Consider the following 25,634-nt stretch of genomic DNA (forward strand, 5'->3'; position numbering starts at 1 on the left):
CCAACGGGGGGGAAATGGCTCACGTGGTCACGTGCTTCGTCCGGGAGCGGGGGAAGGTGCTTCTCACCCGCCGGAGCGACGCAGTCGGCACGTATCGAGGTCGTTGGGCTGGCGTCTCGGGATACGTCGAAGCTGACCCCACCGAGGCCGAGGACGACGCCCGCCGCGAACTCCGCGAGGAGGTCGGCCTGACGGACGGCGACCTCGAACTCGTCCGGACGGGCGAGACAGTCGCCGTCGAAGACGAGGGGGGCTCCTTCGTCGTGCATCCGTTCCTCTTCGAGAGCGACACCCGCGAGGTGACGACGAACGAGGAACTCGCCGCGGTCGAGTGGGTCGATCCGACCGCGATGCTGGAGAGAGAGACGGTGCCGCGCCTCTGGGAAACGTGGCGGCGGGTCGCGCCGACCGTCGAGACAGTCCGGGAAGATCGAACCCACGGGTCCGCGTGGATCTCCGCCCGCGCGCTCGAAGCCCTCCGCGACGCGGCCGCGGAGGCGGATGGGGCGGATTCGGACGGTGCACCCGCCCGAGTGGACGTCCTCGACACCGCGCGCGACCTCCGCGACGCTCGTCCGGAGATGGCAGCCGTCGCGAACCGCGTGAACCGCGTCGTCGCCGAGGGAGCCGGACAGGACGCCGGCCCCGACTGCCTCGTTCGACGAGCGATCGAGGCGATCGAGGCGGCGTTCGAGGCCGACGCCGAGGCCGCGAGGACAGCGGCGACGCGACTCCGAGAAGCGGAAGCGACGGCGGTCGCGACGCTCTCGCGTTCGGGGACGGTCCGACAGGCGATCGCGGGGCTGACCGCCGCCGACTCGGCCGTCTCCGAACTCCTCGTCGCCGAGTCGCGCCCCGAGTGCGAGGGCGTCGCCGTCGCGGAGTGGGCCGCCCGCGAGACGAACGCCGGCGTGACGCTGACGACCGAGGCCGCGCTCCCGACGGCACTTCTCGCCCCCGAGGTCGACGCAGTCCTCGTCGGTGCCGACTCGATCCTCCCGAACGGCGACGTGGTGAACAAGACCGGAACGCGCGTGCTCGCGCTCGTGGCCCGGGACCTCGGCGTTCCGGTGTACGCGGTCGCCTCGAAGGACAAGGTGCGGCCGGCGGGTGCGAGTGACGGTGAGAACGACGACGCGCAAGCGTCCGCTCCGGACGTCGAGTCGCCCCCAGAGCGGGTATACGACGGCGACGCCGACGTCTCGGTCCACGCGCCCACCTTCGAGGTGACGCCCGCGGCGCTCGTCGATGGCGTCGCGACCGAGGCGGGCCTACTGGACGGCGAGGAGGTTCGATCGATCGCGGCTGAACACGCGGGGAACGCGACTTGGGAGGCGTGATTCGCGCGAGAGATATGGTCGGTGCCACCCGTGAAGGCCCGAAGCGAGGGATACTTCACTCGTGCGCACCGATTCGAACGCGGTGGCGATGACGAGGGTTACCCCCACTCAGCCCCTTGTGATGACACCTTCTCACCGAGCCACCGTTCATCGACCGACGACGCGGTGCGTCGCCCGGTTCAACTGACGAACTTCAACAGGTCGTCGCGCTTCTGCTCGTGAAACTGCGTCCGCAGCGCCTCGTTCAGCGCGCCGATGTCGCCGCGCTTCGCGCTGATCGGCGCGATGGTCTCGCGCCACTGCTTCCACGGCGGATGGAGGCCGAGGCGATCGCAGAGGGCGTCCAGCCGCTCGTCGCGGTCGTCGACCTTGTCCATCTTGTTGACGGCGACGATTGTCGGGACCTCCAGGTCCCACAGGAAGTGAAACAGTTCGACGTCGTGAGGGATCTCGTCGGGACCGGAGTGCCGATCGATGATGTCGATCACGCTCTTGCCGTCGACGACGAGGACGGCCGCGAGGATGTCGTCGGCGTTCGACTCGATGTAGCGAACCAGGTCGGTCTTGATCTGCTCGCGGTGTTCCTCCTCGACGCCGGACATGAAGCCGAAGCCGGGGAGGTCGGTGAACATGAAGCTCTCCGAGGTCCAATCGAAGTGATTCGGCGACCGCGTCACCCCGGGCTTCTGGCCGGTCGTGAACTTCGAGTGGCCGGTCAGCTCCCGCATCAGCGTCGACTTCCCGACGTTCGACCGGCCGAGGAGGACGACCTCCTCGCGGTCCGGGCGATCTTCGAACATAGCGGATGGAGGCCGCGGTCGCGGTTAACGGTGACGTTCACTCGGACGTCCGTACGGCTCCGCTCGACGACGCTACAACAGTCCCTCTTCGCGCGCCAACAGCACGCCTTCGAGCGTCGCGTCGTTCATCGACGACGAGCGCGCGACGTCGAGCGCTTCCGAGACCGGGACCGAGTGCACCGAGAGGAACTCGTTCTCGTCGAGGTCGCGTTCGACGGGCTCGAGATCCGTCGCGAAGACGATCCCGCGGCGGTGTCTGAGCACGCCGGTCGAACACCAGAAGTCCTCCAGGAGCGCCGTACTTCCGGCCTCGAAACCGGTCTCTTCGCGGAGTTCCCGCGCCGCGGCCGTGGTGAACGACTCGCCCGCCTCGACGATTCCGGCCGGGAGCTCCAGTTGCGCCTCCCGGATCGTCGGTCGGTACTGCTCGACGAACACCAGCGAGTCGTCCTCGACGGCGACGACGACCACCGCGGTGGCGAGTTCGGCCCAGTAGTAGCGCTTCGTCGACCCGTTCGGCTGCTCGACGAGGTCGTAGCCGCCGGTGTACCAGCCCGTCTCGTACTCCGTCTCGGACTCGCGGACGGGCCACTTCGGCTCGGGCAACGGTTCGTGTCTGCGTCCGTCGTCGGTCATACGCGTCCCTCCGGAGGGACGGGGCTTAAACCGTGGTTACTCTCCGGCTTCCGATCCAGCCGAATCCCCGTCCTCGCTCTTCGAGTTGTCGTTCTCGCGGTCCGACGTCCCGTCCTCGCTGTCCGTCTCGTCCCCGTCCACCTCCTCGAACCGCGGCCGGTAGACCCGGGCGAAGGCCTGCCGACGGAGCGTTCCGACGGCCGCCTCGCGTTCGTTCTGGTAGGTCGCGGCGACGACCGTCTCGGCGAACGGCGCTGCGTGCCAGACGACGCGGTCGACGTCCTCGCTGCCGAGTTCGATGACGTCGTAGTCGGGGTGGGAGTCCACCCACTCGTCGAACTCCTCGCGGGTCCCGACGGAGACGGCCAGACGATCCGCGAAGACGACGTTTCGCGCCCGCTCGACGACCTCGCTAGTCACGCGCTCGCGGTACTCCTCCCGGTCGAACTCCATCGCCTTCGCCGCCTCGCGGACGACCTGCTGTGCGGTCGGACCGGCGGCCTCGAAGGCCTCCGTCGCCGCCGCGACCGACTCCGGCGACAGCGTTCCCTCGGTTTCCATACGCCCTCGTCGACGACTCGCACACAAACGCTTTCGGTCTCGCCTTTGCGCCTTCGACGCCCGGAGATCGACGGGTTCCCTCGGTCAGGATCCGTCGCGAGGGTTTATCTGCGATAACGGGACCACGCACCACGTGATCTGAAAGCGATCCCGCGCCGCTCAGCGGTTGTTCGGCACGTCGGTGCGGGAACGGTTGGCCGAGCGCCAGCCACGGTGTGCCGACTGTTCGCCAGTATCCGTCGGAAAACCCGTCCGCGGTCGTCACTCGTTCGCGTCGCCGCCGTCGCTCGAACTCCCGTCGGCCTCGCCGCCGTCGTTCGCGCTTCCGTCGGTCTCGTCCCCGTCGGAGGCGAGCATCTCGGCGGTCATCGCCCGCGCCTCTTCGAGCACGGCCCTCGTCTCCTCGTCGAGTGCTCCCCCACCGGTCGCCGCCGCAGCCTCCGGATCGATGCCGGCGGGCTGGCTTCCCTCGACTCCCGCCTGCCGGTGCCCGTGGTCGTGGCCGCCGTGACCGTGTGCGTGTGCGGTATCCTCGAACACCTGCTCGTAGTCCGCCTCGTCGGCGAACTCGGCGACCTTCGGGGCGAGTTCCTCCTCACCGTGGGACGACCAGTCGGGGACGTGCTCGTCGAGCCACGCCTCGTGTTCGTCGCCGTGGACCATCGCGGTGAACGCGATGTGGTTCGCGAGGTGCGTCGCGTCCTGCTGTGGAGTCTCACAGACGGGACAGGCGAAACCCATAGCCGCGGGTACGTCGCGGGCGTACAAGTGCGTGTGGTTCCCGGCTCGATCCGTCGACCGCGCGTCCATCTCACTCCGAGGCGCGCCACGCTTCGACGTCGACGACGAGTATCAGGGCGTCCTCGCCGTCGCCGTAGTACCTCGGCACGCGCCGCGTCGGCTCGAAGCCCTCCTCGCGGTACAGCGACCGCGCGGCGTCGTTGCCCTCGCGGACTTCGAGTTTCACCACCGCCGCCCCGGCGAGCGCGAGGCCGAAGAGCGCCTCGCGGAGGAGCCGACGACCGACTCCCTGTCCGCGAGCGTCCGGGCGGACGGCGAGGTCCTTGACGTGGCCGATGTCCCGGCCGTGGTTGGGCATCACGTCGCCGACGACGTAGCCCAGCAGGGTGTCGTCGCCGTCGACGCCCGGCCCGACGGCGACCAGGAACGCCGGCGCGTCGAGCACCGACTCGAACGCGGCGTACGGCCACGGGTCCGAGAAGGAGTTCCGCTCGATCCGGAGCACGTCGAGTAAGTCGGCGCGGTCGGCGGGTCGGACGGTGACGGCCGGGGTCGAACCGAGACGGGGTTCCGCGTCCCCAGAGGGGTCATCACTCACCTCCTCGTCGGCGGACGGTTCGCTCACGTCCCGGAGTAGGTGGCTGTGCGGCAAAAGTCCGCTGGCTTCCCGTCGCCGAGCGCGGCCGCTCGGAAGCGACGTCGAAAGAATGGAGAATTCGTCGGGAGCGCCTGGTGCGGCGGAGTCCGCTCAGTCGTCGGCGGGCGTCGCGCCGCCGCGTCCCTCGTCGGCGTACTGCTCCTTCGTGAGGCGGAGCTTGCCGCCGGCTTCGAGGATGCCGCGCTCGCGCTCGGAGGCGTCGAGTTCGGCGGTGGCCTCCCAGTCGTCGTTCACGCGGATGGTGAACTCGGTCTCGCCGGAGGCGACTGCCTCGGCGACGTCGGTGACGATCTGGACGTCGTCGCCCTGGTCGATCCGCTCGTAGGTCTCCTCGTCGATCGCCAGCGGGACGATTCCGAAGTTGAACAGGTTCGCCTTGTGGATGCGGGCGAACGACTGCGCGAGGACCGCCTCGATACCCAGGAACTGCGGGCACATCGCGGCGTGCTCGCGAGAGGAGCCCTGCCCGTAGTTCTCGCCGGCGACGAGGACGCCACCGGGGGAGTCGAGCGCGCGCTGTGCGAACGTGTCGTCGACGCGCGAGAGCGTGAACTCCGAGAGCTTCTCGATGTTCGAGCGGTACTTGAGGATGTCCGAGGTGGCCGGGATGATGTGGTCCGTCGTGATGTTGTCTCCCATCTTCAGGAGCACTTCACCCTGGATGTCGGCCTCAAGCGGCTCGCCGATCGGCGCGGAGCCGATGTTCGGGCCCTTGACGAGTCCGTCGTCGACGGCTTCCTCGGGCTCGATGATGTCGGTCTTCGAGCCGTCGTACTTCTCGGGGAGCTCGAATCCGGGAGCTTCGAGGTCGCCGAGTTCCTCGGCGAGATCTCGTGGGTCGACGAGTTCGCCTTTGATCGCCGCGGCGGCGGCGACCTCCGGCGAGGAGAGGAAGACGGAGTCGTCCTCGATGCCCGAGCGGCCCTCGAAGTTGCGGTTGAACGTCCGCACGGAGACGGAGTCCGAAGAGGGGACGTGGCCGATGCCGATACAGGCACCGCAGGTCGCCTCCGAGAAGTTGACGCCGGCCGCCATCATCTCGGCGGTCCAGCCCTGACGGGCGAGGATCTCCGAGGCCTGCTTCGATCCGGGCGCGACGATCATCTCGGTCTTCATATCGATCTCGCGGCCCTTCAGCATCTTCGCGGCCGGGAGGATGTCCTCGTAGCCCCCGTTCGTACAGGAACCGACCATCACCTGCTCGACGGACTCGCCCGCGACTTCGCGGACGGGCACGACGTTGTCAGGCATCGACGGCGTCGCGACGAGCGGCTCGATGTCGGAGAGGTCGATGACGATCTCGTCGGCGTACTCGGCGTCCTCGTCCGGCGAGAGTTCGACGTACTCGTCCTCGCGACCCTGTCGGGCGAGGTAGTCTTTCGTCTTCTCGTCGGTCGGGAAGATCGAGGAGGTCGCACCGAGCTCCGTCCCCATATTGGTGATCGTCGTCCGCTCCGGTACGGAGAGCGTCTCGACGCCGGGGCCGGTGTACTCGAAGACCTTGCCGACGCCGCCCTTCACGGAGAGGCGTCGGAGCATCTCGAGGATGACGTCCTTCGCGGTGGACCACTCGGGGAGTTCGCCTTCCAGTCGAACGTTGACGACTTCCGGCATCTCGACGAAGTACGCGCCGCCGCCCATCGCGACGGAGATGTCGAGGCCGCCCGCGCCGATCGCGAGCTGGCCGAGGCCGCCGGGCGTCGGCGTGTGGGAGTCCGAGCCGAGCAGCGTCTTGCCGGGCGCGGCGAAGTTCTCCTTGTGGACGTTGTGGCAGATGCCGTTGCCCGGACGGGAGAAGTACGCGCCGTACGTACCGGCCGCAGACCGCAGGAAGCGGTGGTCGTCGGTGTTCTTGAAGTCGAACTGGTAGGTCTGGTGGTCGCAGTACTGCGCCGCCAGCTCCGTCTGGACTTCGTCGAGCTCCAGCGCCTCGAACTGCAGCCACACCATCGTTCCGGTCGTGTCCTGTGCGAGAACCTGGTCGATCTCGATCCCGATCTCCTCTCCGGGTTCGAGGTCGCCCTCGACGAGGTGGTCGTCGAGGATTTGTTCCGTAAGCGTCTGTCCCATAACACCCGAGAATCGACCGTCTACGATTATAAATCCCGCGTGTTTGAGGTCGGAGATATGTTCCTTATACACATAGTGGGTCCTAATTCGATACGAACAGACACCGTCGCCGTCGGTCGACTTTCCGCCCCTAGACACGGAAAGAGGGATCCTGGCGTGCAGGCTCGCCCTGCCTCGATCTGCCGGGTGAATGCTGTCACCGTGAAATACTGTTCCGACTCCGACGGGAGCAATCGACGAGAGAGCGATACGGTTTTGCGCGCGGGATCCGCGCTTCCGCTATGTTCCGCTCCGGTCAGTTCGTCGCCTCGCACATCGAATCGGTCACCGACGAGCAGGTACAGCCGAACGGCGTCGACCTCACCCTCGGCGACGTCCTCGAACAGGTCGAACCCGGCCGCGTCGGGGTCGACGGAAAGTCGGTTGGCGACCGCGAACCCGTGGACGTCGCCGGCGACGTCTTCGACCTCGATCCGGGCGGGTACATCCTTCAGTACGCGGAGACGATTTCGATCCCCGACGATCACGTCGGGTTCCTCTACCCCCGATCGACCCTGATGCGGAACTCCTGTATGCTCAACACGGCCGTCTGGGACGCCGGTTACGAAGGCAAAGGCGAGGGGCTCCTGCAGGTCCACCACCCGATCAGGCTCGAACGGGGGGCACGCGTCGCCCAACTCGTGCTGGCTGAGGCCGCCCACGCCGACGTCTACGACGGGACGTATCAGGGCGAGCGGACCGACGAGTGACGCGACCGTCGCAGATCGCGCTCGGGAGATCGGCGGACGCGTCCCGACTCCCACAAGCGACCGGGGTTACCCAAAGGCACATTTACGACCGACCCCAAGAGCGAGCAACTGATGTCTCGTAGCCCGTCCCTTCCAGATCGTCCGCGTCTGGATCTCGACCCGGAGATGTCGGACGCCGAACGCCTCGCGGCGATCCGCCAGCACTACGAACGACTCCTCACCGTCAACGACGAACTCGACGAACGGCTCTCGACGGCGACCGACCGCCAGGAGGAACTGCGGGAGGAGGTCGAACAGCTTAAACGCCGCAACGAGACGCTGAAGACCTCCTCGCTCTACCTCGCGACGGTCGAAGAGCTGACCGACGACGGGATCGTCATCAAGCAGCACGGGAACAACCAGGAGGTGCTGACCGAGGCGTCGCCGCACCTCGACAGCGAACTCGAAGCGGGCGATCGGGTCGCGATCAACGACTCCTTCGCCATCCAGCAACTGCTGGACGACGAGACCGACTCCCGCGCGCAGGCGATGGAGATCGACGCCTCGCCGACGGTCTCCTACGAGGACATCGGCGGTATCGACGAGCAGGTCCGGGAGGTTCGCGAGGCCGTCGAGGACCCGCTCACGAACCCGGAGATGTTCGAGAAGGTCGGGATCCAGCCGCCGTCGGGCGTGCTGCTCTACGGACCGCCGGGAACGGGGAAGACGATGCTCGCGAAGGCCGTCGCCAACGAGACCGACGCCACCTTCATCAAGATGGCCGGCTCCGAGCTCGTTCGGAAGTTCATCGGTGAGGGCTCCCGACTCGTTCGCGACCTCTTCGACCTCGCCGGGGAGCGCGAACCCGCGGTGATATTCATCGACGAGATCGACGCCGTCGCTGCCAAACGGACGGACTCGAAGACCTCCGGGGACGCCGAGGTCCAGCGGACGATGATGCAACTGCTCTCGGAGATGGACGGCTTCGACGACCGCGGCGACGTCCGGATTATGGCCGCGACGAACCGCTTCGACATGCTCGACGAGGCGATCCTCCGTCCCGGCCGCTTCGACCGCCTCATCGAGGTCCCCAAACCCGCCCCCGAGGGACGCGAAAAGATCCTGGAGATCCACACCCGCGACATGAACGTCGCCTCCGACGTCGACTTCGGCGACCTCGCGGAGCAGTTGGAGGACTACTCCGGGGCCGAGATCGCCGCACTGGCGACGGAAGCCGGGATGTTCGCGATCCGCGACGGCCGCACCGAGGTCCGCCGCCAGGACTTCGACGACGCCTACGAGAAAGTCGAGGACGCCGAGGAGCAGACGACGATCCCCGGGCCGACGACCTACCAGTACTGAGACGCGCTGTCTGGGCTTTCTCTCGGTTCGCGTCGATCCGATCCGTAACCGCTTATTCGCCGCGGCGCCGTTGTCCGGTATGAGCACCATCCGGATCGTTCGCGGCGTCGGAGACGCGCCGACGAAGATGGCATCCTACGACGCGGCGCTCGCCGACGCGAACGTCCACAACTACAACCTGGTCCCCGTCTCCTCGGTGATCCCCGCCGACGCGACCGTCGAGGACGTCGGAACCGCCCCCGACCTCGGCCCGGCGGGGAACCGTCTCACGGTCGTCGAGGCGCGGGCGACGACCGGCGGCGTCGGCACCGTCTCGGCCGGTCTCGGCTGGACGGTCGGGCCCGGGCCGGGGCTGTTCTACGAGGCCGCCGGCGAGGATCCCGGCGCAGTCCGGCGGAGCGTCGAGGTCGGCCTCGCCGCGGGTCGCGACCTCCGCGAGTGGACGTTCGACGACGAGCACGTCACGGTCACGACCGCGGAGGCGGACGGCGAGGGATACACGACGGCGGTCGCACTCGCCGTTTACGGTGAGAGCGAATCGATTTTCTGATCCCGTCAGGTCCGAGACGGCTCTCTTCGCCGTCTCAGACGCAGTTTTGTCCCCGGCGACGCCTTTATGAGGCGTCTTCCCCTACTGGCAACGACACTCCCTAATGAACGGAAACAACCCTTACGCGGGCGCTCCCGGCGTCGTGGACGCGGGCCGTCCCGAGGACGTCGACCTCTCGGTGGCACAGGTACGAGAACTCCGTACTGCTGTTGCCGGCATCGTCTCTCGGACGCAGGCGTATCTCCCGGAGGGCTACGCCGTCGGCTCGGAACTCTCCTACGGGGCCAACGGCCCGCAGGCGACCGTCGCGGTCCGTCCGCCGGCCGGCCGCCCGGTCAGCGCCGGGTTCACGCCGGACGAAGAGGACCTCGAATCGGGGCTCACCGACGAGGACCGCGACGAGGTGGCCCGCGGTCTCGCCGCGAGCGCGGCGCTTCAGGTGATGAACACCGTCGGCGACGGCCTCACGCCGACCGCGCGGTAACTCGTTCTCGGATCCGACCGCGGACGCGCTCGGTACGAAGGCGTCTTCGGCTCCCATTTTCCTCACGCGGCATCCGAGGTCCCGGACGCACGTATCGCGAGCCGCCGACCCAACGACTATCACCGTCGCATACGACGGATCGGCACGGAATGGATCCACACGCCTCGCCGAACGCGCCGCTCCCCGACGTCCCCTCGGCCGAACGGACGTTCCGCGAGGCGGGCGACGTCAGCCTCCACGTCGTCGCCGCGGGCGACCCCGCGGACCCGCTCGTCGTCCTCCTGCACGGCTTTCCGGAGTTCTGGTACGAATGGCGCGCGCACGTCGAACCGATCGTCGACGCCGGCTACCGCGTGCTCGTCCCCGACCAGCGCGGATACAACCGCAGCGATAAGCCGTCGGATCTCTCCGCCTACCGGATGGGCCGGCTCTCGGCCGACGTCGTCGACCTCGTCGAGAGCGAGGACCGCGAGGCCGCGCACGTTGTCGGCCACGACTGGGGCGCTGCGGTCGCGTGGGATACCGCGCTCCGGTACCCGGAGGTAGTCGACCAGCTGGGAATCGTTAACGTCCCACACCCGACGGTCTTCGAGCGGTTTCTCAAAACGAGGCCGAGGCAGGTGGTCAAAAGCTGGTATATGTTCTATTTCCAGTTGCCGAAGATCCCCGAGTGGAACGCGAGCCGCAACGGCTACGCGCTTATGACGGCCGCGATGCGTAAGGGGGCCCGTCCGGGGACGTTCTCGGCGACGGACTTCGAGCGGTACCGCGCCGCGTGGGCCGAGGAGGGAGCGCTCACGGCGATGGTCGACTGGTACCGAGCCGTCTTTCGTCGGCGAGATCCCCCGCCGCGCGAGCGCGTCGCGGCCCCGACGCTGGTGCTGTGGGGCGAGGACGACCAGGCGCTCGTCCCCGAAATGGCCGCAGAGAGCGTCGCCTACTGCGATGACGGCCGACTCGAACGGTTTCCCGACGCCACCCACTGGCTCCCGCACGAGGAACCCGAGCGCGTCGCGGACCTGCTGGTCGAGCATCTCGACGGGTGACTCGCTGACGCGACGGCGGTTGGCGGCGGTTGTCGCGGCCCTACTTCCCCCAGAACGGATCTCGCTTTCTGTGCTTGTCGAGGTAGCTCGTCAGCGCCTCCAGTTCGTCGGCCGGGATGTCGTCGGAGAGCTCCTGCTCGAGGATCTTCGCGTGCTTCTCGGGCAGGTGGATCCACAGTTCGTCGCCCTCCTCGATCTGTCTTCCCACCGTGGGACCGTCGATGGCGACCGACACGCGCGTTCCCGCGCGCGCCTCCGAGACGTCCTCGCCCTGCTCTTGGATTCCCGAGAGCTGTCCGACGCGGGTCGTCTCGTTGCCCTCCCACTTCACGACGTTCTGGTTGTTCTTCAGCGTTCCAGACAGGACTTCGACGCCGACGACGGCGGGATCGGACTGCCGGAACACGTGGTCTTCGAGGATGCGGAAGCGACACGGCCGGACGATCTTGTCGAGCACGGTCTCCTGCTGTGCGCGCTCGATCTCGTCGACGTACTCCTCGTATCCCTCGACGAGCTGATAGATGACGTCATCGTCGAACAGCCTGACCTCGCTCTCGTCGAGTTCGGTCTCGGCGTTCGATAGCACGTCCACGTTGAATCCGAGGATGACGCGGTGTTTCTCCTCGTTGGCGGTCGAGGCCACCGCGACGTCCCGCGGAGCGACGTCGCCGACCTCCGCGCGGAGGATCGGCACCTCCGCCTCCCGCAGGGCGTTGGCCATCGCCTCGAGACTCCCCAGCGTGTCGGCCTTGACGACGACCCCCTCCTCCTCCGTGGAGACCTGGATCTCGGCGAGTTCGGACTCGACCTCCTCGATGACGTCGTCGAGGTCGCGGTCGCGGACGACGCGGATCGGCGCGCCGGCCATCGCGTCGTCGAGTTCGGGGGCGGCGATCTTGATCCCCGCGGCCGCCCGGACCTCGTCGACCTTGTCGAAGCGCTTCTCGACTCTGATCTCCGCGTTGGGACGCGGCTGCAGGAGCGCGCGCACCTCGGTCACGATCGGACCGTCGATCCCGCCGACGACGATCCGGTCGTCCGCGCGGACGCTCCCGTCGTAGAGGACGACGTCGACGGTCGCGCCGAACCCCCGCTCGTCCTTGACTTCGAGCACCGTCCCCGCCCCCGGACCGGTGACGTCGACGGCCATCTGTTCCTTCATGTAGCGCTGGGAGAGACCCATCAGGACGGCGAGGAGGTCGGGGACCCCCTCGTTCGTGATCGCCGAGAGGGGGACGACGCCGACGTTCTTGGTGAAGTTCTGGACGCGCCAGTACAGATCGGCAGAAAAGCCCTCGTCGGAGAGGTCGCCGATGATCTCATAGAGGTTCTCGTCGAGTCTGCTCTTGGCGTTTTGCGACTGTTTCTCGTAGGTCTCTTGGATCGGTCGCCCGTCGTTGGGGTTCCACCCCGGCGTGGTGTCGATCTTGTTGGCGGCGACGACGAACGGCGTCCCCGTCCGCTGGAGGATCTCCAGCGCCTCGATGGTCTGCGGCTGGAAGCCGTCGTTGACGTCGACGACGACGACCGCGATGTCGGCTAACGCGCCGCCGCGAGAGCGGAGCGTCGTGAACGAGTGGTGGCCGGGCGTGTCGATGAACAGCAGCCCTGGCAGATCGAAGTCCGTCGGGTCGACGAGGTCGCCGGCCATCTCCGAGACCGTCTCTAAGGGGACCGCGGTCGCGCCGATGTGCTGGGTGATCGCGCCCGCCTCGCCCTCGCTCACCGCGGAGCCGCGGATCGTATCGAGCAGGGTCGTCTTGCCGTGGTCGACGTGGCCGAGAACGGCGACGATCGGTGTCCGTAGCGCGTTCGATTCGGCTGTCGAGGCGGCGTCGGCGTCGGTGTCAGACATAGAGAATCACCCCGGAGAAATTCCTTACCGTAACTCACTGCTGGACTGTAGTTAAGTCCATCGTCATCCGTGGACGGCGGCGATCACGTCCGTTGCGGCTTCCGAGAAGCGCGTTCGGATCCACCGCGACTGTCTCTCGGGCCGGACCCGTTCGCTTCCCTCACGCCGTCGACGACTTCCCGCTCGCTTCGCCGCCGGTGCTACGTGCCGGTTTCCAGCGGGAAAGGCGATCGTGCCCGGGTCGTGAACGCCCCGTCGAGTCTGATAGACGGTCCAGGGTCTGTTGGACCGTCCGTTTCCGCGCCGCCCGTGGCGTTTATGTAACAGTACGAAGTAGCGTGAGGTATGCCGGACGAACTCGCGGAGGACCTCTCCGGGAAGGGCGTGATGGGGGCGGACGGAGCCCAACTCGGAGCGCTGTACAACGTCGAGATGAACGTCAAGACCGGGACGATCGGTGACCTGCTCGTCTCGCCGTACGAGGACGTCAACCCGAGCGCACTCGGGTTCGAGACGGAGATCGACGAGGAGAACGAGACGATCGTTCGCGTCCCCGTCTCCCGCGTACAGGACGTCAAAGACTACATCGTCGTGCAACCATAACTGAAGGCGACGTCCGATGCAGGTTCTCGATTCTTCGGCGTTCATCCACGAGTACCACACCACAGACGACATCGCCTCGGTCCCGATGGTCCGCGAGGAACTCGAGGGCGAGGCGTCGTACCGCTACGACGCCGACGAGGGCTCCGGGATGCACGTCCACATCCCCGCCGCCGGAACCGTCGAGAAGATCCAGCGCGCGGCCCGAGAGACGGGGGATTCCGAGACGCTCTCGGAGACCGACGTCAGACTGCTGGCGGCGGCGTTCGAGCTCGACGCCGTCCTCGTCACCGACGACTACGCGATGCAGAACGTCGCCGACCACGTCGACGTCGAGGTGAAGATCATCGCCCGCGAGGGCATCTCCGAGACGCGCGAGTGGACGTTCCAGTGTCAGGGCTGCGGGCGGGAGTTCGACGAGCACCGCGATCGGTGTCCGATCTGCGGGACGGAGCTGGCGCGGAAGAACCCGGCCTGACGGGCATAAAAACGCCGACCCCGTTTCTTCGCCACTTCGTCAGCCGACCAGCCCCGTCGTCGTCGCGTAGACGGCGACGAACTGAACCGTGTTGAAGAGGCCGTGGACGACGGCCGGAACGACGAGATTTTCGCTCTTCTCGTAGACGATTCCGAGGACGCCACCCAGGATGAGCACGGTCCCGAGCGTCGCGAGCAGGCCGTCGCCGCTGTACGAAGACAGGTGCACCGCGGCGAAGACGGCGCTCGCGGCGGCGACGGCGACGGGGGTCCCGTACGCCCGTCGGAACTGGCCCTGGACGATCCCACGGAAGATCAGTTCCTCCGTCGGCCCGACGAGCAGGATCGTCACCGGGATCAGATACAGGAAGTAGATCGGCTGGCCGCTCCCTTGGTCGACGATGGCGCTGTCGGCCCCCTGGATGCCCATCGCACTGAGAACCGCGGTCGCGCCGACGTACAGCGCCAGCAGGCCGGCGAACCCGCCGACGAGCCACTTCAGGTCGCGGCGGGTCGGGGAGCGGACCGGAACGAGATCCGTCTGATCGGTCACGACGAGGTAGCCGACGCCGGCGACGCCGAAGCCGACGAACTGGAACGCGCTCCGCAGCGCCAGTCCGAGCGCGCTCTCGCGGCCGACCCCGGCGGCGTCGAGGAGGGGATAGCCCAGCGAGACCGCGATCGATGCCACCAGGACGACGAGCACGACGACGGCGAGCGCGCCGCCGATCGCGCGGAGGTGCGTTCGCGGGTCGTCGAGCGGGACCGAGCGGGCGTCCGAAGCCATTGATCGCCTCGACGTACGGCGTCGTCGCGAATAGGGATACCGGTCCGCGCCGGGACAGTGACCCGAGAGTGAGAGTCCGCTGCCGCGTCGGGACGTCTTTCCCCGTCGTCGCTGTACTGGCTCTTATGCCGACTCACTGTGAACACTGCGACCGCTCGCTCGTTCTCGTCGACGTCCCGTCGGATCTCCGCGAGTACGCTCCGGAGAATGCTGGGACCGTCGGGAGTTGCCCGCGTTGTCTCCGAACGTATCCGGTTTCGGACGGCGACGGTGCGGACTCGGGGAGAGCGGACGATCTCCCGGCGGCGATCCCGGACGGCGAGGGCGGCGTCGCGCTGCTGCTCGCGCTCGGTCTCCTCGATTCGCTGGCGACGAACCGCGCGGCGATTCAGTCGCTCATAGAGCACGCCGAGGCGGCGGGAGCGGACGTCTTCCTGACGCTGGATCGCCTCGCGGCCGACGAGTCGGTCGAGGCGCACGTCGACTTGGAGCGTCGCCGCCGACAACTGGAGTCGCTCCTGGAATGACAGCCGAACGCGCTCGCGACGAACCGCCCTATACGCCGGTCGAGTACCGCAGAATGCCGGCGATGCCGCCGAAGGCGTCGTGGAGTTGCTCGCCCTTCTCGAAGTCGGTGGAGATGAACTTCGTCTCGGTGCCGCGCTGTTCGGCGATCGACATCAGGTGGTCGATCACGTCGTCGCGGTCGACCTTCTCTGCCTCCTCGCCGCACTCGCTGCAGACGTGGTCGGGGTCGCCGTGACGGCTGTCGACGACCTCGTACTCCTCGTGGCCGTTCGGACACTCGTAGATCACGACGTCCGAACGCAGGTCCTCCGAGAGGAGGAGCCGGTCGACCGAGCCCATCATCAGGTTCTTGCGGGTCGGCCCGAAGCCGTAGGTCGCCTCCTCGCCGGTGTGGAGGTTCTCGAAGAACTCCTCCATCTCGGCTTTGTCCTTCATCACCTCCTGGTCGGCGAGGACTTCTTGAGCGGAGTCGACGAGGTCGTGCAGACCGGACTCGTCGGTGTAGGAGACGTCGAACTTCCCGACGACGAGGTCCCCGAGTTCGTGGTGGAGGTAGTCGCCGTCGAGGAACTCGTCTTTCGTCGGCGAGGGCCCGCCGACGAGGATGCCGTCCATCTCGTGACGCTTCGGGACGAACAGGTCGTCGGCCATCCCGGCGATCTCCTGATAGAAGTTGTCGATCGCTTCGAGCCGCAGGCGGGCGAACCGCTGGGCCGACTGACCACCTTTCCGCTGCTTGCCGGGGACCAGCGACGACGCCGACTTCACCGGTTCGACGCGCTTGCCCTTCAGCCAGCCGACGTTCGCCTCCCGGCGGTCGAGGACGATCAGGCCGAAGAGACCCTTGTCGGTCAGCATGTCCTCTAACGGCTGGGTGAGGAAGTTCGAGTCGCAGTGGTAGCGGAACGACTGGATCGGCTCCGGCGGGCTCTCTAGGGTCCGCGTCACCATGTCCGTCTGGCCGCCGCCGGCGTCGACCGCGCCCGAGAAGATGACGATCCCGTTATCCGGGGGAAACGTGTCGAAGTAGCGGAGCCGGTCCTTGATCGACGTCAGCGCGTCCTGAACGTTCGTCCGGGTCTGCTTGGACTTGATGTTGGACGCCTCCGAGTGCTCCTGGGTGACGTGGGCGACGACGTCGGATATCTGCTTGTCAGGGGGGATGTAGATGGTGACGAGCTGCGTGCCGGAACCCTCGTACTCCTTGAGTTCCTCGATGACCTTCCGGAACTCGTACTTCCGGCGGTCCTCGCTCATCTCTTCGGCGTCGGTACTCATTGTGAGGTATTGGCCCTCCAGTGGGTAAGTAACCTACGACTGGACACCGTCGACCGTCGCCCTCTCCTCGATTTCCCGGACAGATTTATAAGCTCGACGCGGGAGTCACGGAACGAACCTATGGGACGTGTGTACGCAGTCGTCAGTGCGAAGGGGGGTGTCGGCAAGACGACGACGGCGGCGAACCTCGCCGCCACGTTGGCTGCCGCGGGGGAGCGCGTCGCCGTCGTCGACGGCGACCTGGGGATGGCGAACCTCGCGAGCGCGCTCGGCGTCTCCGTCGGGGACGTGACGCTTCACGACGTGCTCGCCGGCGACAGCGAGGCGGGGAGCGCCTCCGGCAGCCGGGCGGGATCCAGCGAAAGCGGCGTCGACAAGGCGATCCACGAGGGGCCGCACGGGATGGCCGTCATCCCCGGCTCGCCCGACCTCGACGCGTTCTCGCGCGCGGATCCGGAGCGGATCGAAGGCGTCCTCGACGAACTCCGGGACGACTACGAGTACGTCATCCTCGATACGGGTGCCGGACTCAGTAACGACACCGTGGTCCCGCTCACCCACGTCGACGAGGCGCTCCTCGTCTCGACACCGGCGCGGGACGCGCTCGGCGACACCGACAAGACCCGACAGGTGGCCGATCGTCTCGGCGTGGCCGTGGCCGGTGCCGTGATCACGCGCGCCGATCCGGACGAGGTAGACCACGAACGGATCAGCGACCTGCTCGACGCCGAGGTGCTAGAGATGATCCCCGACGCGGCCGTCATCGCCGAGGCGTCGGACGCGGGGGAATCGGTGACCACGTTCGCGCCGGGGAGCGCCGCTGCGACGGCGTACCGCGCGCTCGCCGAGGCCATCACGGGGCTGGACCTCGCCGAGGAGGGGATCGGAGCCGACGCCGGCGGTTCGAACGCGGCCGGTGCGACCGAGGATTCGGACGAGGATGCGAGCGCTTCAGACGACGCTTCTGACATCGCAGAGAGCGGTGACGGTCCCGAGGCCGAAGAGCGGACGGAACCCGATGGTGACGTGCGCGCGGACTCCGATGCCGAGGCGAGCGACGCCGAACCATCGTCGGCCGCTGATCGGTCCGACGAGGACATCCTCGTCGCCGGCTCACACGAGGCTGACCGGCCGCCGGAGGGCGTCGAAGTCTCCGATGACAGCGACGCAGACGCCGACATCGCCCCGGGCGACGAACTCGCGCCCGATAGCGACCTCGACCCCGACGACGAGCTCGCGCCCTACGAACCCAGCGTCGAGACCGGTGATCAAGCGGTTGAAACAGCCGATTCGGTGGCTAAAAACACCGGTACCGCTTCCGAGGACGAGGAACCTCCGGAGGAAACTGAACCGCTCGTGGAACCGGCCACGCCCGAAGAGATCGATGCCGCCGAACCGGACGCCGGATCCGATCCGGACGACGGCGTCTACACGACGTCGCTGGAGGAGGAAACCGCGGAGGAGGCCAGCGACGAGAGGAGCGATACGGCACCGCTCGGCGTGGACTCGGCGTCTGCCGGGGACGCATCGGACGACGCCGAACGCGAGGCGGACGGTGACGCCGGCGACGACCGGACGGAGTCACCGGACGCCGACGCTCCCAGCGGGGAAGAGGCCACGTCCGACGGCGACGAAAAAAAGGGCCTCTTCGGGCGGTTCTTCGGCTGACCGTCCGCGCCGAAGCGGGAGCTTCTTTTATGCGGGTGTGGTGAGTCGTCGATATGGCAGAGAAAGATTCGCGCGTCCCCTTTTGGTGGGTCGTCGTGTTCCTACTGTTAGCTCTCGGAGCGGGCGTCGCGACGGTGTTCGCCGTCGGCGGCGAACTTATGGGGATGATCGCGCCGTTCGCGCTCCTCGCGCTGTAATCAGTTCCAGCAAGCGCTACGACGACCGATCCCGGCGCTCACATCGAATCCGGCGCTTCGATTCCGAGGACGTCGAGCGCGTTCGCGACGGTGTGTCTCGACGCCTCGACGAGTCCGAGTCGCGCGGCGGCGACGGCGTCCTCGTCGGCGTTGAGCACCGAACACTCCCGGTAGAAGGTGTTGAACGTCTCGGCGAACTCGCGGGCGAACGTCGCGACGACGTGGGGTTCGAGGTCGGCCGCGGCTTCTTCGATGACGGCCGGGAAGCGCGCGATGTCGCGGAGCAGCGCGCGTTCGGCGTCGGTGTCGAGGACGGAGACGTCGGTCGAGGCTTCGATCCCCGCGTCGGACGCCTCGGACTCGATGCCGCGGCAGCGCGCGTGGACGTACTGGACGTACGGGGCGGACTGCGCCTCGAAGTCCAGCGCGCGCTCCCACTCGAAGGTGATACCCTTCGTGGGCTGCTTCGAGACGATGTCGTAGCGGACGGCCCCGATCCCGACCTGCCGAGCGATCCGGTCGATATCCGCTTCGCTCAGTTCGTCGTTTCTGATCCGCGAACCGAGACGCTCCTCGACCTCCTCGCGAGCGCGCTGAATGGACTCGTCGAGTAAGTCGTCGAGGTCGACGCCGGTTCCCTCGCGGGTCGACATCCCGCCCTCCGGGAGGTTGACCCACGAGTAGAAGGTCTGTCGAAGTTGGTCGGTGTCGTTGCCCAGGATTTCGAGGGCGGCTTCGAGCTGTTCGGCCTGGAGTTTGTGGTCCTCGCCGAGGACGGTCACCGCCTCGTCGTAGTTCTCGAACTTCCACTCGTGATGGGCGAGGTCGCGCGTCGTGTACAGCGTGGTGTCGTCAGAGCGGAGAAAGACGAGGTTCTTCTCCAGATCGAACGCCGAGAGGTCCAGTTGCCAGGCGTCCTCCTCGTAGACGGCGTGCTCGGAGTCTTTCAGCCGTTCGACGACGTCGTCGGCGTCGCCGTTCCGGATGAACTGCGTCTCCTTCACGAAGCGGTCGAACTCCGCGGGGAGGCGTTCGAGCGACGCCCGCATCCCGCCGAGCACCTGATCGACGACGGCGGCGACGCGCTCGTAGGTCTCCCCGTCGCCCGCTTCGAGCCCCTGCATTATCTCGGCGATCTCGGCCTCGGCCTCCTCGACGACGTCCTCGTCCTCGTTCTCCAAGAACTCGTTTCCCTTCCGGTAGTAGCGGACGAGGCCGTAGTCCGCGCGGTCGCGTTCGGGTTCGGGGAGGTCCGACTCGTCGAACGTCTCGTAGGCCCACGTGAACACGGCGACCTGGCGGCCGGCGTCGTTGACGTAGTAGTGCCGCTCGACGTCGTTGCCCGCGTAATCGAGCACGCGGGCGACGGCGTCACCGAAGATCGGGTTACGCGCGCGCCCGACGTGGACGGGCCCCGTCGGGTTCGCGCTCGTGTGCTCGACGACGACCGACTTACCGGTCGCGGGGAGTTCGCCGTACCCCTCCTCGCGGCCGGCGGCGAGCGTGTCGGCGTAGTAGGCGTCGGCGACGTAGAAGTTCACGTACGGGCCCTGCGTATCGACCCGGGCGACGTACTCGCAGCCGTCGAGGTCGATCGCGTCGGCGACGTCCGCCGCGACCGACGGCGGTGCGGCACCGACTACACCCGCGAGGCGGAAGGCGACGCTCGACGCGAGCGTCGCCGGCACGTCCTCCGGGGGTTCCTCGACTCCGAGGTCGTCGGTCGGGAGGTCGAGCGCCTCGAGGGCCGCCTCGACCGCGTCCTCGACCTCCGAACGGAAGGCTCTGAACATACTCGCCGTTCAGCAACCGCGGCTAAAGGCCTTTCCGAACGGCCTCGGCCGGTCGCCGCGCGTTGCTCGGGAACGCCGATTCGATACCGCTATCGACGCATTTAGGCACTGCCGTGACCAATCTTGGAACGTCACTCGGGAACGTGATTGTCGCCCCCGACCTACCGTTCCATTTCTGTTACACATCTCATAGCCGTTATCCTTAACACGGCGGCCTCCCAACTCGAAGTAATGTCAGAATCGGTAGTCTCCGCCGTCGGGCACGACGAGTTGGCGGCGCTGAAGTTCGTCGCCCTCGCGGGTGCGCGGGCCGGTCCCGTGAAGATCTCCTGTTCGGATCTCGCCGGTCGTCTCGACGCGTCCAACCAGACCGCGTCGAGGCGGCTCCAGCGTCTCGAAGAGGTGGGCCACGTCGACCGCGACGTCGTCGCCGACGGGCAGTGGGTGTCGCTGACCGAGTCGGGCGAGGCGGCACTGCACCGAGAGTACTCCCACTACCGGCGCATCTTCGAGGGAACGGATCCCTCGACGGTCGAACTCGACGGCGTCATCACGAGCGGGATGGGCGAGGGGCGACACTACATCTCCCTGTCCGGTTATATGGAGCAGTTCGAGGAGCGACTCGGTTACGAGCCGTTCCCCGGGACGCTCAATGTCGACCTCGACGAGGAGAGCGTCCGTTCGCGCTCCGCGGTCTCGTCGCTCTCGGGCATTCCCATCGACGGCTGGGAAGACGAGGAACGGACGTTTGGTCCGGCAACGTGTTACGCGGCGACCGTCGAGTACGGGGGCGACGCCGCGGAGACGGCGCACATCATCGTCCCCGAGCGGACCCATCACGACGAGACCCAACTGGAGGTCATCGCGCCGGTCCGCCTCCGCGACGCGCTCGGACTGGAGGACGGCGACGTCGTCACTGTCAGCGTGGAGGCGGTTCGATGACCCGGACGACGACGGACGTTGCGCCCGACAGCACCGGGGAGACCGAGGCCGAACCGGCGACCGAGGCCGAACCGGCGACCGAGAGCGCCGTCGACCGAGCGATCGCCGCGTTTCAGCGTGGCGAACCGGTTCTCGTTCACGACGCCGCCGACCGGGAGGGAGAGACGGACATCGTTTACCCGGCTGGCGCCGTCGACGCCGACGCCGTGGTCCGACTTCGGAGCGACGCCGGGGGACTGGTCTGTACGGCCGTCTCCGACGACGTCGCCGACGCGCTCGGCCTTCCCTTCCTCGAAGACGAACTCGATCACCCGGCGGCCGCGGATCACGATCTCGGGTACGACGACCGCTCGTCGTTCTCCCTGCCCGTGAACCACCGCGAGACGTTCACCGGGATCACCGACGACGACCGCGCGCTCACGATTCGTCGCCTCTCGGCAGCCGCCGAGACGGCCCGACTCTCCGACGCCGACTACGACGCCTCGGACTTCGCGGCCGACTTCCGGACGCCGGGTCACGTCCACGTCCTCCGCGGTGCGCCGGAGCTACTCGCCGACCGCCGCGGCCACACCGAATTGGGTCTCGCGCTGGCCGAGGCGGCGGATCTCCCGCCCGCGGTCGTGGTCTGTGAGATGCTCGACGCGGAATCTGGGGGCGCTCGGACGCCGGCCGAGGCGCTCGAGTACGCCCGACGGAACGACCTCGTCTACGTCGAAGGCGCGGACGTCATCGAGCGACTGGCATAGTCAGCCGTCCAGCTCCCGCCAGCTTCGCTCGGGCTCCCAGCCGACCAGTCGCTCGGCCTTCGTCGTCGAGATCAGCGACTCGTGGTCCTCGAACGACCGGTTCGCGTCCGCGTCCGGGTACACCGCCTCGACCAGTTCGGCCGTCGGCGTCGACGTGGTCGTGTCGGCTGCGGCGGCCCAGAAGCGCTCGTGGCCCGAAAACGACGCCTCGGCGCAGTCTCGGATCAGCGCCGCGGCGTCAGCGCGGTGTAAGTACGAAAACAGCGTGTTGCGCGCGACGTGGAAGTCGCCGCGATCGCGGATGGCCGACACCGTACGGTCGGGCTCGACGAACTCGGCCCGCATCTCCGACTCGCTGGGCATCCACGGGAACCGCAGCGAGGCGATCGTTTCCGGCGCGTCGGCGCGGCGGGCGAATCCGTCGGCAACGATTTCGAGCGTCTGCTTGCCGATGCCGTACGGGTTCGACGGCGTGAGCCGGTGGGACTCCTCAACCGGCAGGGTGTCGATCCGCGCCGGACCGGGCTCGAACCCGCCGCCGATCACCGAGAGGCTCGACGCGAGAACGACGGTGTCGATGCCGAGCGCCTCCGCGGCTTCGAGGACGACGTAGGTGCTCGCGGCGTTGCTCTCGAAGACGACGTGGTCGGGATCGCCGCCGGGCTCCGACAGCATCCCGAGGTGGACGACGGCGTCGGCACGGGCGGTTGCGAGCGCGCCGTAGAGGTCGCCCGCGTCTGTCGCGTCCGCCCGGACGTTGCGGTCGGCGACCTCGGAACTGCCGCTCCGTGAGACGTTGACGACCTCGTATCCCGTTTCCTGGAGCGTTTCGACGGCGGTCGGCCCGATTCGCCCGGTCCCGCCCGTGACTGCGACAGTCGGATGGTCCATCCCGTTCGCCTACGCCCCCTCTCGCGTAAGAAGTTCGGGAATCCGGTTCGCCTACTGTTTTATACCCTAGGGTGCAACGCAGCACGTATGGGATTCGACGAGATGGACGTCGGCACGATCTGGCAGGACGGCTCGTTCGTCGACTGGGACGACGCGACGGTTCACGTCCTCACGCACGGCCTCCACTACGGGACTGGCGTCTTCGAGGGCGTCCGCTGTTACGACACCGAGAACGGCCCGGCGATCTTCCGCTGGGAGGAACACCTCGATCGCTTCTACCAGTCGACGCAGCCGTACGATATGGAGTTGCCCTACACCCGCGAGGAACTCACCGAGGCGACGCTCGAACTGCTCCGACGCGAGGGACTGGAGTCCTGTTACATCCGTCCGGTCGCCTTCTACGGCTACGGCTCGCTCGGCGTCGGTCCGAAGGACAACCCGGTCAACGTCGCCATCGCGGCGTGGCCGTGGGGCGCGTACCTCGGCGAGGAGGCGCTCGAACAGGGCGTCGACGTGATGATCTCCTCGTGGCGCAAGTACGCCTCCAGTCAGATGCCGACGAACGCGAAGACGACCGGCCTGTACGTCAACTCGCTCCTCGCTGGAGAGGAGGCCCGCCGGAACGGGTACACCGAGGCGATCGTCCTCAACAAGGAGGGCAACGTCGCCGAGGGCCCCGGCGAGAACATCTTCCTCGTTCGCGACGGCGAGATCTACACGCCCGGCCTCGCCGAGGGCATCCTCGACGGCATCACGCGCAACACCGTGATCGAACTCGCCCGCGAGCGCGGCTACACCGTCCACGACCAGGCGACCATCTCCCGCGGCGAACTCAACACCGCCGACGAGCTGTTCTTCTCCGGCACTGCGGCGGAGGTCACTCCGATCCGGAAGGTCGACAACGTCGTCATCGGCGACGGCTCCCGCGGCCCCGTGACCGAGGAACTCCAGCAGGCGTTCTTCGACCTCGTCGAGCGGCGCGACGACGCCCACGACGAGTGGTTCACGTACGTCTAAACATCCACCTTTTTGCGCCTCGGGTGCGCCTACGGCGCACCACCCGGCGCAAAAACCTGGAGGGAAAAGGACCCGCTCGCTCGGCCTGCGGCTTCGCTCGCGGTACTACTGCTCGACAGCGATAGTAGCGTTTGCAACGATTTCTCATCCGATCGCACGACAGCGTGCGATCGCGTGAGTGAAGACTTGCAAACGCTACTATACCTGCATATTCTTCATCGGCATCGAGGTCGTAGGGGCTGCCAGCGTCGACGACGAGGGGAGAGCCTCATCTCGATCGATTGATAGAGCAACTCTCAGTTGATGAGAGAGCAGACCTCTCTCGTCGCAGTGAGGTCGGTTACGCTCTCAAGCTCTCGTACCGCGAGCGAGGCCGCAGGCCGAGCGAGCGGGTCTTTTTCCCTCCAGGTTTTTGCGCGATGGGTTCCCGCAGCGGCGCGAAGCGCCGCGAGGAAACCCATCGTGGAAAAAGGTGGGTGTTTAGTCCTCCGTTCGCGCGTCGATGTCGATCGGTGCCGTCCGTTCCTCCTCGCCGAATCCGGCCGACAGCACGCGCGTCAGCGCCTCCTCGACGCTCTCGTCGACCTCGGAGATGTTCTCCGGTTCGACCTCCATCACGAATCCGGTCGTGATGTTCGGCGCGGTCGGCATGAACAGGACGACCCGACCGTCGGTCGTCGTCTTCCCGGTCTTGAACGCCGTCATCCGCATTCCCTGCCAGGGTTCCACCTTCACCGGCTTCTGGAGGTCGTCGGTGCCGGATACCGCGGTCTCGACCGCGAGCTTCGACGCGTTGTAGAGGACCCGAATGAGCGGGACGCGGTTCATCGCCCCGTCGAGGTACGTCTCGAACAGCCGGCCGACCGTCGTCCGCATCAGGTAGCCGATCGAGAGCACGAGCATCACGAAGACGACGACGGCGACGACGAAGCCGAGCGGTTCGTCCAGTCGCCTGATGACGGGGAGATCGACGATCCTGGAGTACAGGTAGTTGAGGACGAGCAGAATGACGAGGACCGGCGTCAGAACGATCAATCCGCTTGCGAAGTCTCGCCTCCAAGAGGACATCTGTCGGGAGGTACGTCTCACTGAAGGCTTAAAGTGACTGGTGTCGTCCCATTCTCCACCCGGCCGACCCTCCCGGTCCGATGCGACGAATCGGGGACACTTTTGTCCCCGCCGCCGGACTCGACACCTATGCTCGACCTCGTCGCCGTCGCGTTCTGGGCGATGCTCCCCGCGTACGTGCCGAACAACGCCGCCGTCCTCGCCGGCGGGGGCGCGCCGATCGACGGCGGCCGAACGCTGGGCGGCCGCCGGCTCCTCGGCGACGGCAAGACCTGGCGCGGCACGGCGGTCGGAACGCTCGTCGGCGTCCTCCTCGCTCAGGCGCTGAACCTCCTCGCTCCGGCCGTCGCTCGGGCGGTCGGCGTCGACCTCCCGACGTTTCCGCTCGCCGCGGCCGTCGGCCTCGCGCTCGGCGCGATGCTCGGCGATATCGGCGCGTCCTTTCTCAAACGCCGAACGGGTCGCGAACGCGGTGCCGCCTTCCCCGTCGTCGACCAGCTCGACTTCGTCGCCGGCGCGCTCGTCTGCACCGCCGTCCTCGACTTCGCGTGGTTCACCGGTACCTTCACGCTCCCGGTCGTCGGGGTCGTCGTCGTTCTCACGCCCGTGCTCCACGTCGCGACTAACGGCGTCGCGTACGTCCTCGGCCTGAAGGACGAGCCCTACTAACGAACCACCTTTCTGACGCGGTGGGTTTCCTCGCTCACTGCGTTCGCTGTGGGCCCCCCCAACCCCGTCTTGCTGAGCGAGCCTCGCGGTACGGACCAGTGAAACAAAACCCGCCCGTGTTCTTTGACCCGTTCAGTCCAGC

27 protein-coding genes are annotated in these 25,634 nt (G+C 67.3%); 15 read left to right on the forward strand and 12 right to left on the reverse strand.

The annotated features are described in order from the left end of the window. Positions 1-14 precede the first annotated feature (14 nt). Positions 15-1,340 (forward strand): eIF2B alpha/beta/delta subunit family protein, encoded by a 1,326-nt coding sequence (locus NO876_RS02050; protein ID WP_256419996.1) that lies wholly within the window; start codon positions 15-17, stop codon positions 1,338-1,340. A gap of 179 nt (positions 1,341-1,519) precedes the next feature. Here the strand turns inward: NO876_RS02050 and engB are convergent, their stop codons facing one another. The 6 genes from engB to NO876_RS02080 all read right to left on the reverse strand — a co-directional run bounded on the left by engB (position 1,520) and on the right by NO876_RS02080 (position 6,806). Next, positions 1,520-2,140, reverse strand: a complete 621-nt coding sequence (engB, locus tag NO876_RS02055) for a GTP-binding protein EngB (protein WP_256419997.1) — start codon at positions 2,138-2,140, stop codon at positions 1,520-1,522. A 72-nt stretch (positions 2,141-2,212) separates the two neighbouring features. Then, positions 2,213-2,776, reverse strand: a complete 564-nt coding sequence (locus NO876_RS02060) for an NUDIX hydrolase (RefSeq protein ID WP_256419998.1) — start codon at positions 2,774-2,776, stop codon at positions 2,213-2,215. Between the two features lie 36 nt (positions 2,777-2,812). Then, complete coding sequence (locus NO876_RS02065) at positions 2,813-3,337, reverse strand: DUF5809 family protein (protein WP_256419999.1); 525 nt, start codon at positions 3,335-3,337, stop codon at positions 2,813-2,815. Between the two features lie 261 nt (positions 3,338-3,598). Then, positions 3,599-4,078 carry a DUF5810 domain-containing protein gene (locus NO876_RS02070; RefSeq protein ID WP_256420000.1) on the reverse strand — a complete coding sequence of 160 codons (480 nt, stop codon included), beginning with the start codon at positions 4,076-4,078 and terminating at the stop codon, positions 3,599-3,601. A 70-nt stretch (positions 4,079-4,148) separates the two neighbouring features. Continuing rightward, positions 4,149-4,676 (reverse strand): GNAT family N-acetyltransferase, encoded by a 528-nt coding sequence (locus tag NO876_RS02075; RefSeq protein WP_256420244.1) that lies wholly within the window; start codon positions 4,674-4,676, stop codon positions 4,149-4,151. Between the two features lie 150 nt (positions 4,677-4,826). Further along, the gene (locus NO876_RS02080) at positions 4,827-6,806 is read right to left on the reverse strand and encodes an aconitate hydratase (RefSeq protein ID WP_256420001.1); all 1,980 of its coding nucleotides are present in this window, start codon (positions 6,804-6,806) and stop codon (positions 4,827-4,829) included. A gap of 281 nt (positions 6,807-7,087) precedes the next feature. Here NO876_RS02080 and NO876_RS02085 point away from each other — a divergent pair, with 281 nt between their 5' ends. The 5 genes from NO876_RS02085 to NO876_RS02105 all read left to right on the forward strand — a co-directional run bounded on the left by NO876_RS02085 (position 7,088) and on the right by NO876_RS02105 (position 10,976). Continuing rightward, positions 7,088-7,555: a deoxyuridine 5'-triphosphate nucleotidohydrolase gene (locus tag NO876_RS02085; protein WP_256420002.1), complete on the forward strand. Its 468-nt coding sequence runs from the start codon at positions 7,088-7,090 to the stop codon at positions 7,553-7,555. Between the two features lie 111 nt (positions 7,556-7,666). Further along, positions 7,667-8,896: a proteasome-activating nucleotidase Pan2 gene (pan2, locus tag NO876_RS02090; protein WP_256420003.1), complete on the forward strand. Its 1,230-nt coding sequence runs from the start codon at positions 7,667-7,669 to the stop codon at positions 8,894-8,896. Between the two features lie 79 nt (positions 8,897-8,975). Then, positions 8,976-9,446, forward strand: a complete 471-nt coding sequence (locus NO876_RS02095; protein WP_256420004.1) for a pyruvoyl-dependent arginine decarboxylase — start codon at positions 8,976-8,978, stop codon at positions 9,444-9,446. Positions 9,447-9,549: 103 nt separating this feature from the next. After that, positions 9,550-9,930: a DUF5811 family protein gene (locus NO876_RS02100; protein WP_256420005.1), complete on the forward strand. Its 381-nt coding sequence runs from the start codon at positions 9,550-9,552 to the stop codon at positions 9,928-9,930. A 149-nt stretch (positions 9,931-10,079) separates the two neighbouring features. Beyond that, on the forward strand, positions 10,080-10,976 hold the full coding sequence (locus NO876_RS02105) for an alpha/beta fold hydrolase (RefSeq protein ID WP_256420006.1): 897 nt from the start codon (positions 10,080-10,082) through the stop codon (positions 10,974-10,976). A gap of 40 nt (positions 10,977-11,016) precedes the next feature. Here NO876_RS02105 and infB read toward each other — a convergent pair whose 3' ends face one another. Continuing rightward, entirely contained in the window at positions 11,017-12,831 is a 1,815-nt protein-coding gene (gene infB, locus NO876_RS02110; RefSeq protein ID WP_256420007.1) for a translation initiation factor IF-2, read from the reverse strand. 345 nt (positions 12,832-13,176) lie between these two features. Between infB and NO876_RS02115 the strand changes: the two genes are divergently transcribed. Both NO876_RS02115 and NO876_RS02120 read left to right on the forward strand, forming a co-directional pair. Next, positions 13,177-13,434, forward strand: coding sequence for a PRC-barrel domain-containing protein (locus NO876_RS02115; RefSeq protein ID WP_256420008.1), 258 nt, complete (start codon positions 13,177-13,179; stop codon positions 13,432-13,434). A 16-nt stretch (positions 13,435-13,450) separates the two neighbouring features. After that, positions 13,451-13,909, forward strand: a complete 459-nt coding sequence (locus NO876_RS02120) for an NOB1 family endonuclease (protein ID WP_256420009.1) — start codon at positions 13,451-13,453, stop codon at positions 13,907-13,909. Positions 13,910-13,948: 39 nt separating this feature from the next. Here NO876_RS02120 and NO876_RS02125 read toward each other — a convergent pair whose 3' ends face one another. Continuing rightward, entirely contained in the window at positions 13,949-14,695 is a 747-nt protein-coding gene (locus NO876_RS02125) for a CPBP family intramembrane glutamic endopeptidase (protein WP_256420010.1), read from the reverse strand. Between the two features lie 125 nt (positions 14,696-14,820). On the opposite strand from NO876_RS02125, the gene NO876_RS02130 reads away from it, so the two are divergent. After that, positions 14,821-15,222: a DUF6276 family protein gene (locus NO876_RS02130; RefSeq protein ID WP_256420011.1), complete on the forward strand. Its 402-nt coding sequence runs from the start codon at positions 14,821-14,823 to the stop codon at positions 15,220-15,222. A gap of 28 nt (positions 15,223-15,250) precedes the next feature. On the opposite strand, the gene prf1 is transcribed toward NO876_RS02130, so the two are convergent. Continuing rightward, positions 15,251-16,501, reverse strand: a complete 1,251-nt coding sequence (prf1, locus tag NO876_RS02135; protein WP_256420012.1) for a peptide chain release factor aRF-1 — start codon at positions 16,499-16,501, stop codon at positions 15,251-15,253. 120 nt (positions 16,502-16,621) lie between these two features. Between prf1 and NO876_RS02140 the strand changes: the two genes are divergently transcribed. Together NO876_RS02140 and NO876_RS02145 are read left to right on the forward strand one after the other, a co-directional pair. Then, entirely contained in the window at positions 16,622-18,169 is a 1,548-nt protein-coding gene (locus NO876_RS02140) for a nucleotide-binding protein (protein ID WP_256420013.1), read from the forward strand. A 53-nt stretch (positions 18,170-18,222) separates the two neighbouring features. Next, positions 18,223-18,366, forward strand: coding sequence for a hypothetical protein (locus NO876_RS02145; RefSeq protein ID WP_256420014.1), 144 nt, complete (start codon positions 18,223-18,225; stop codon positions 18,364-18,366). Positions 18,367-18,404: 38 nt separating this feature from the next. On the opposite strand, the gene argS is transcribed toward NO876_RS02145, so the two are convergent. After that, entirely contained in the window at positions 18,405-20,159 is a 1,755-nt protein-coding gene (gene argS, locus NO876_RS02150; protein WP_256420015.1) for an arginine--tRNA ligase, read from the reverse strand. Positions 20,160-20,390: 231 nt separating this feature from the next. Between argS and NO876_RS02155 the strand changes: the two genes are divergently transcribed. Continuing rightward, entirely contained in the window at positions 20,391-21,101 is a 711-nt protein-coding gene (locus NO876_RS02155) for a CTP-dependent riboflavin kinase (protein WP_256420016.1), read from the forward strand. Beyond that, on the forward strand, positions 21,098-21,847 hold the full coding sequence (gene ribB / locus NO876_RS02160) for a 3,4-dihydroxy-2-butanone-4-phosphate synthase (protein WP_256420017.1): 750 nt from the start codon (positions 21,098-21,100) through the stop codon (positions 21,845-21,847). Before NO876_RS02155 ends, ribB begins: the two co-directional genes overlap by 4 nt. On the opposite strand, the gene NO876_RS02165 is transcribed toward ribB, so the two are convergent. Continuing rightward, positions 21,848-22,738, reverse strand: coding sequence for an NAD-dependent epimerase/dehydratase family protein (locus tag NO876_RS02165; protein ID WP_256420018.1), 891 nt, complete (start codon positions 22,736-22,738; stop codon positions 21,848-21,850). A gap of 87 nt (positions 22,739-22,825) precedes the next feature. Between NO876_RS02165 and NO876_RS02170 the strand changes: the two genes are divergently transcribed. Then, positions 22,826-23,755 carry a branched-chain amino acid transaminase gene (locus tag NO876_RS02170; protein ID WP_256420019.1) on the forward strand — a complete coding sequence of 310 codons (930 nt, stop codon included), beginning with the start codon at positions 22,826-22,828 and terminating at the stop codon, positions 23,753-23,755. Between the two features lie 480 nt (positions 23,756-24,235). Here NO876_RS02170 and NO876_RS02175 read toward each other — a convergent pair whose 3' ends face one another. Beyond that, positions 24,236-24,823, reverse strand: coding sequence for a DUF502 domain-containing protein (locus tag NO876_RS02175; RefSeq protein WP_256420020.1), 588 nt, complete (start codon positions 24,821-24,823; stop codon positions 24,236-24,238). A gap of 129 nt (positions 24,824-24,952) precedes the next feature. Here NO876_RS02175 and NO876_RS02180 point away from each other — a divergent pair, with 129 nt between their 5' ends. Next, positions 24,953-25,492, forward strand: coding sequence for a CDP-2,3-bis-(O-geranylgeranyl)-sn-glycerol synthase (locus NO876_RS02180; protein ID WP_256420021.1), 540 nt, complete (start codon positions 24,953-24,955; stop codon positions 25,490-25,492). The last annotated feature ends 142 nt before the right edge of the window (positions 25,493-25,634 follow it).

The organism is Halobellus rarus (genome assembly GCF_024494595.1).
GTDB lineage: Archaea > Halobacteriota > Halobacteria > Halobacteriales > Haloferacaceae > Haloquadratum > Haloquadratum rarum.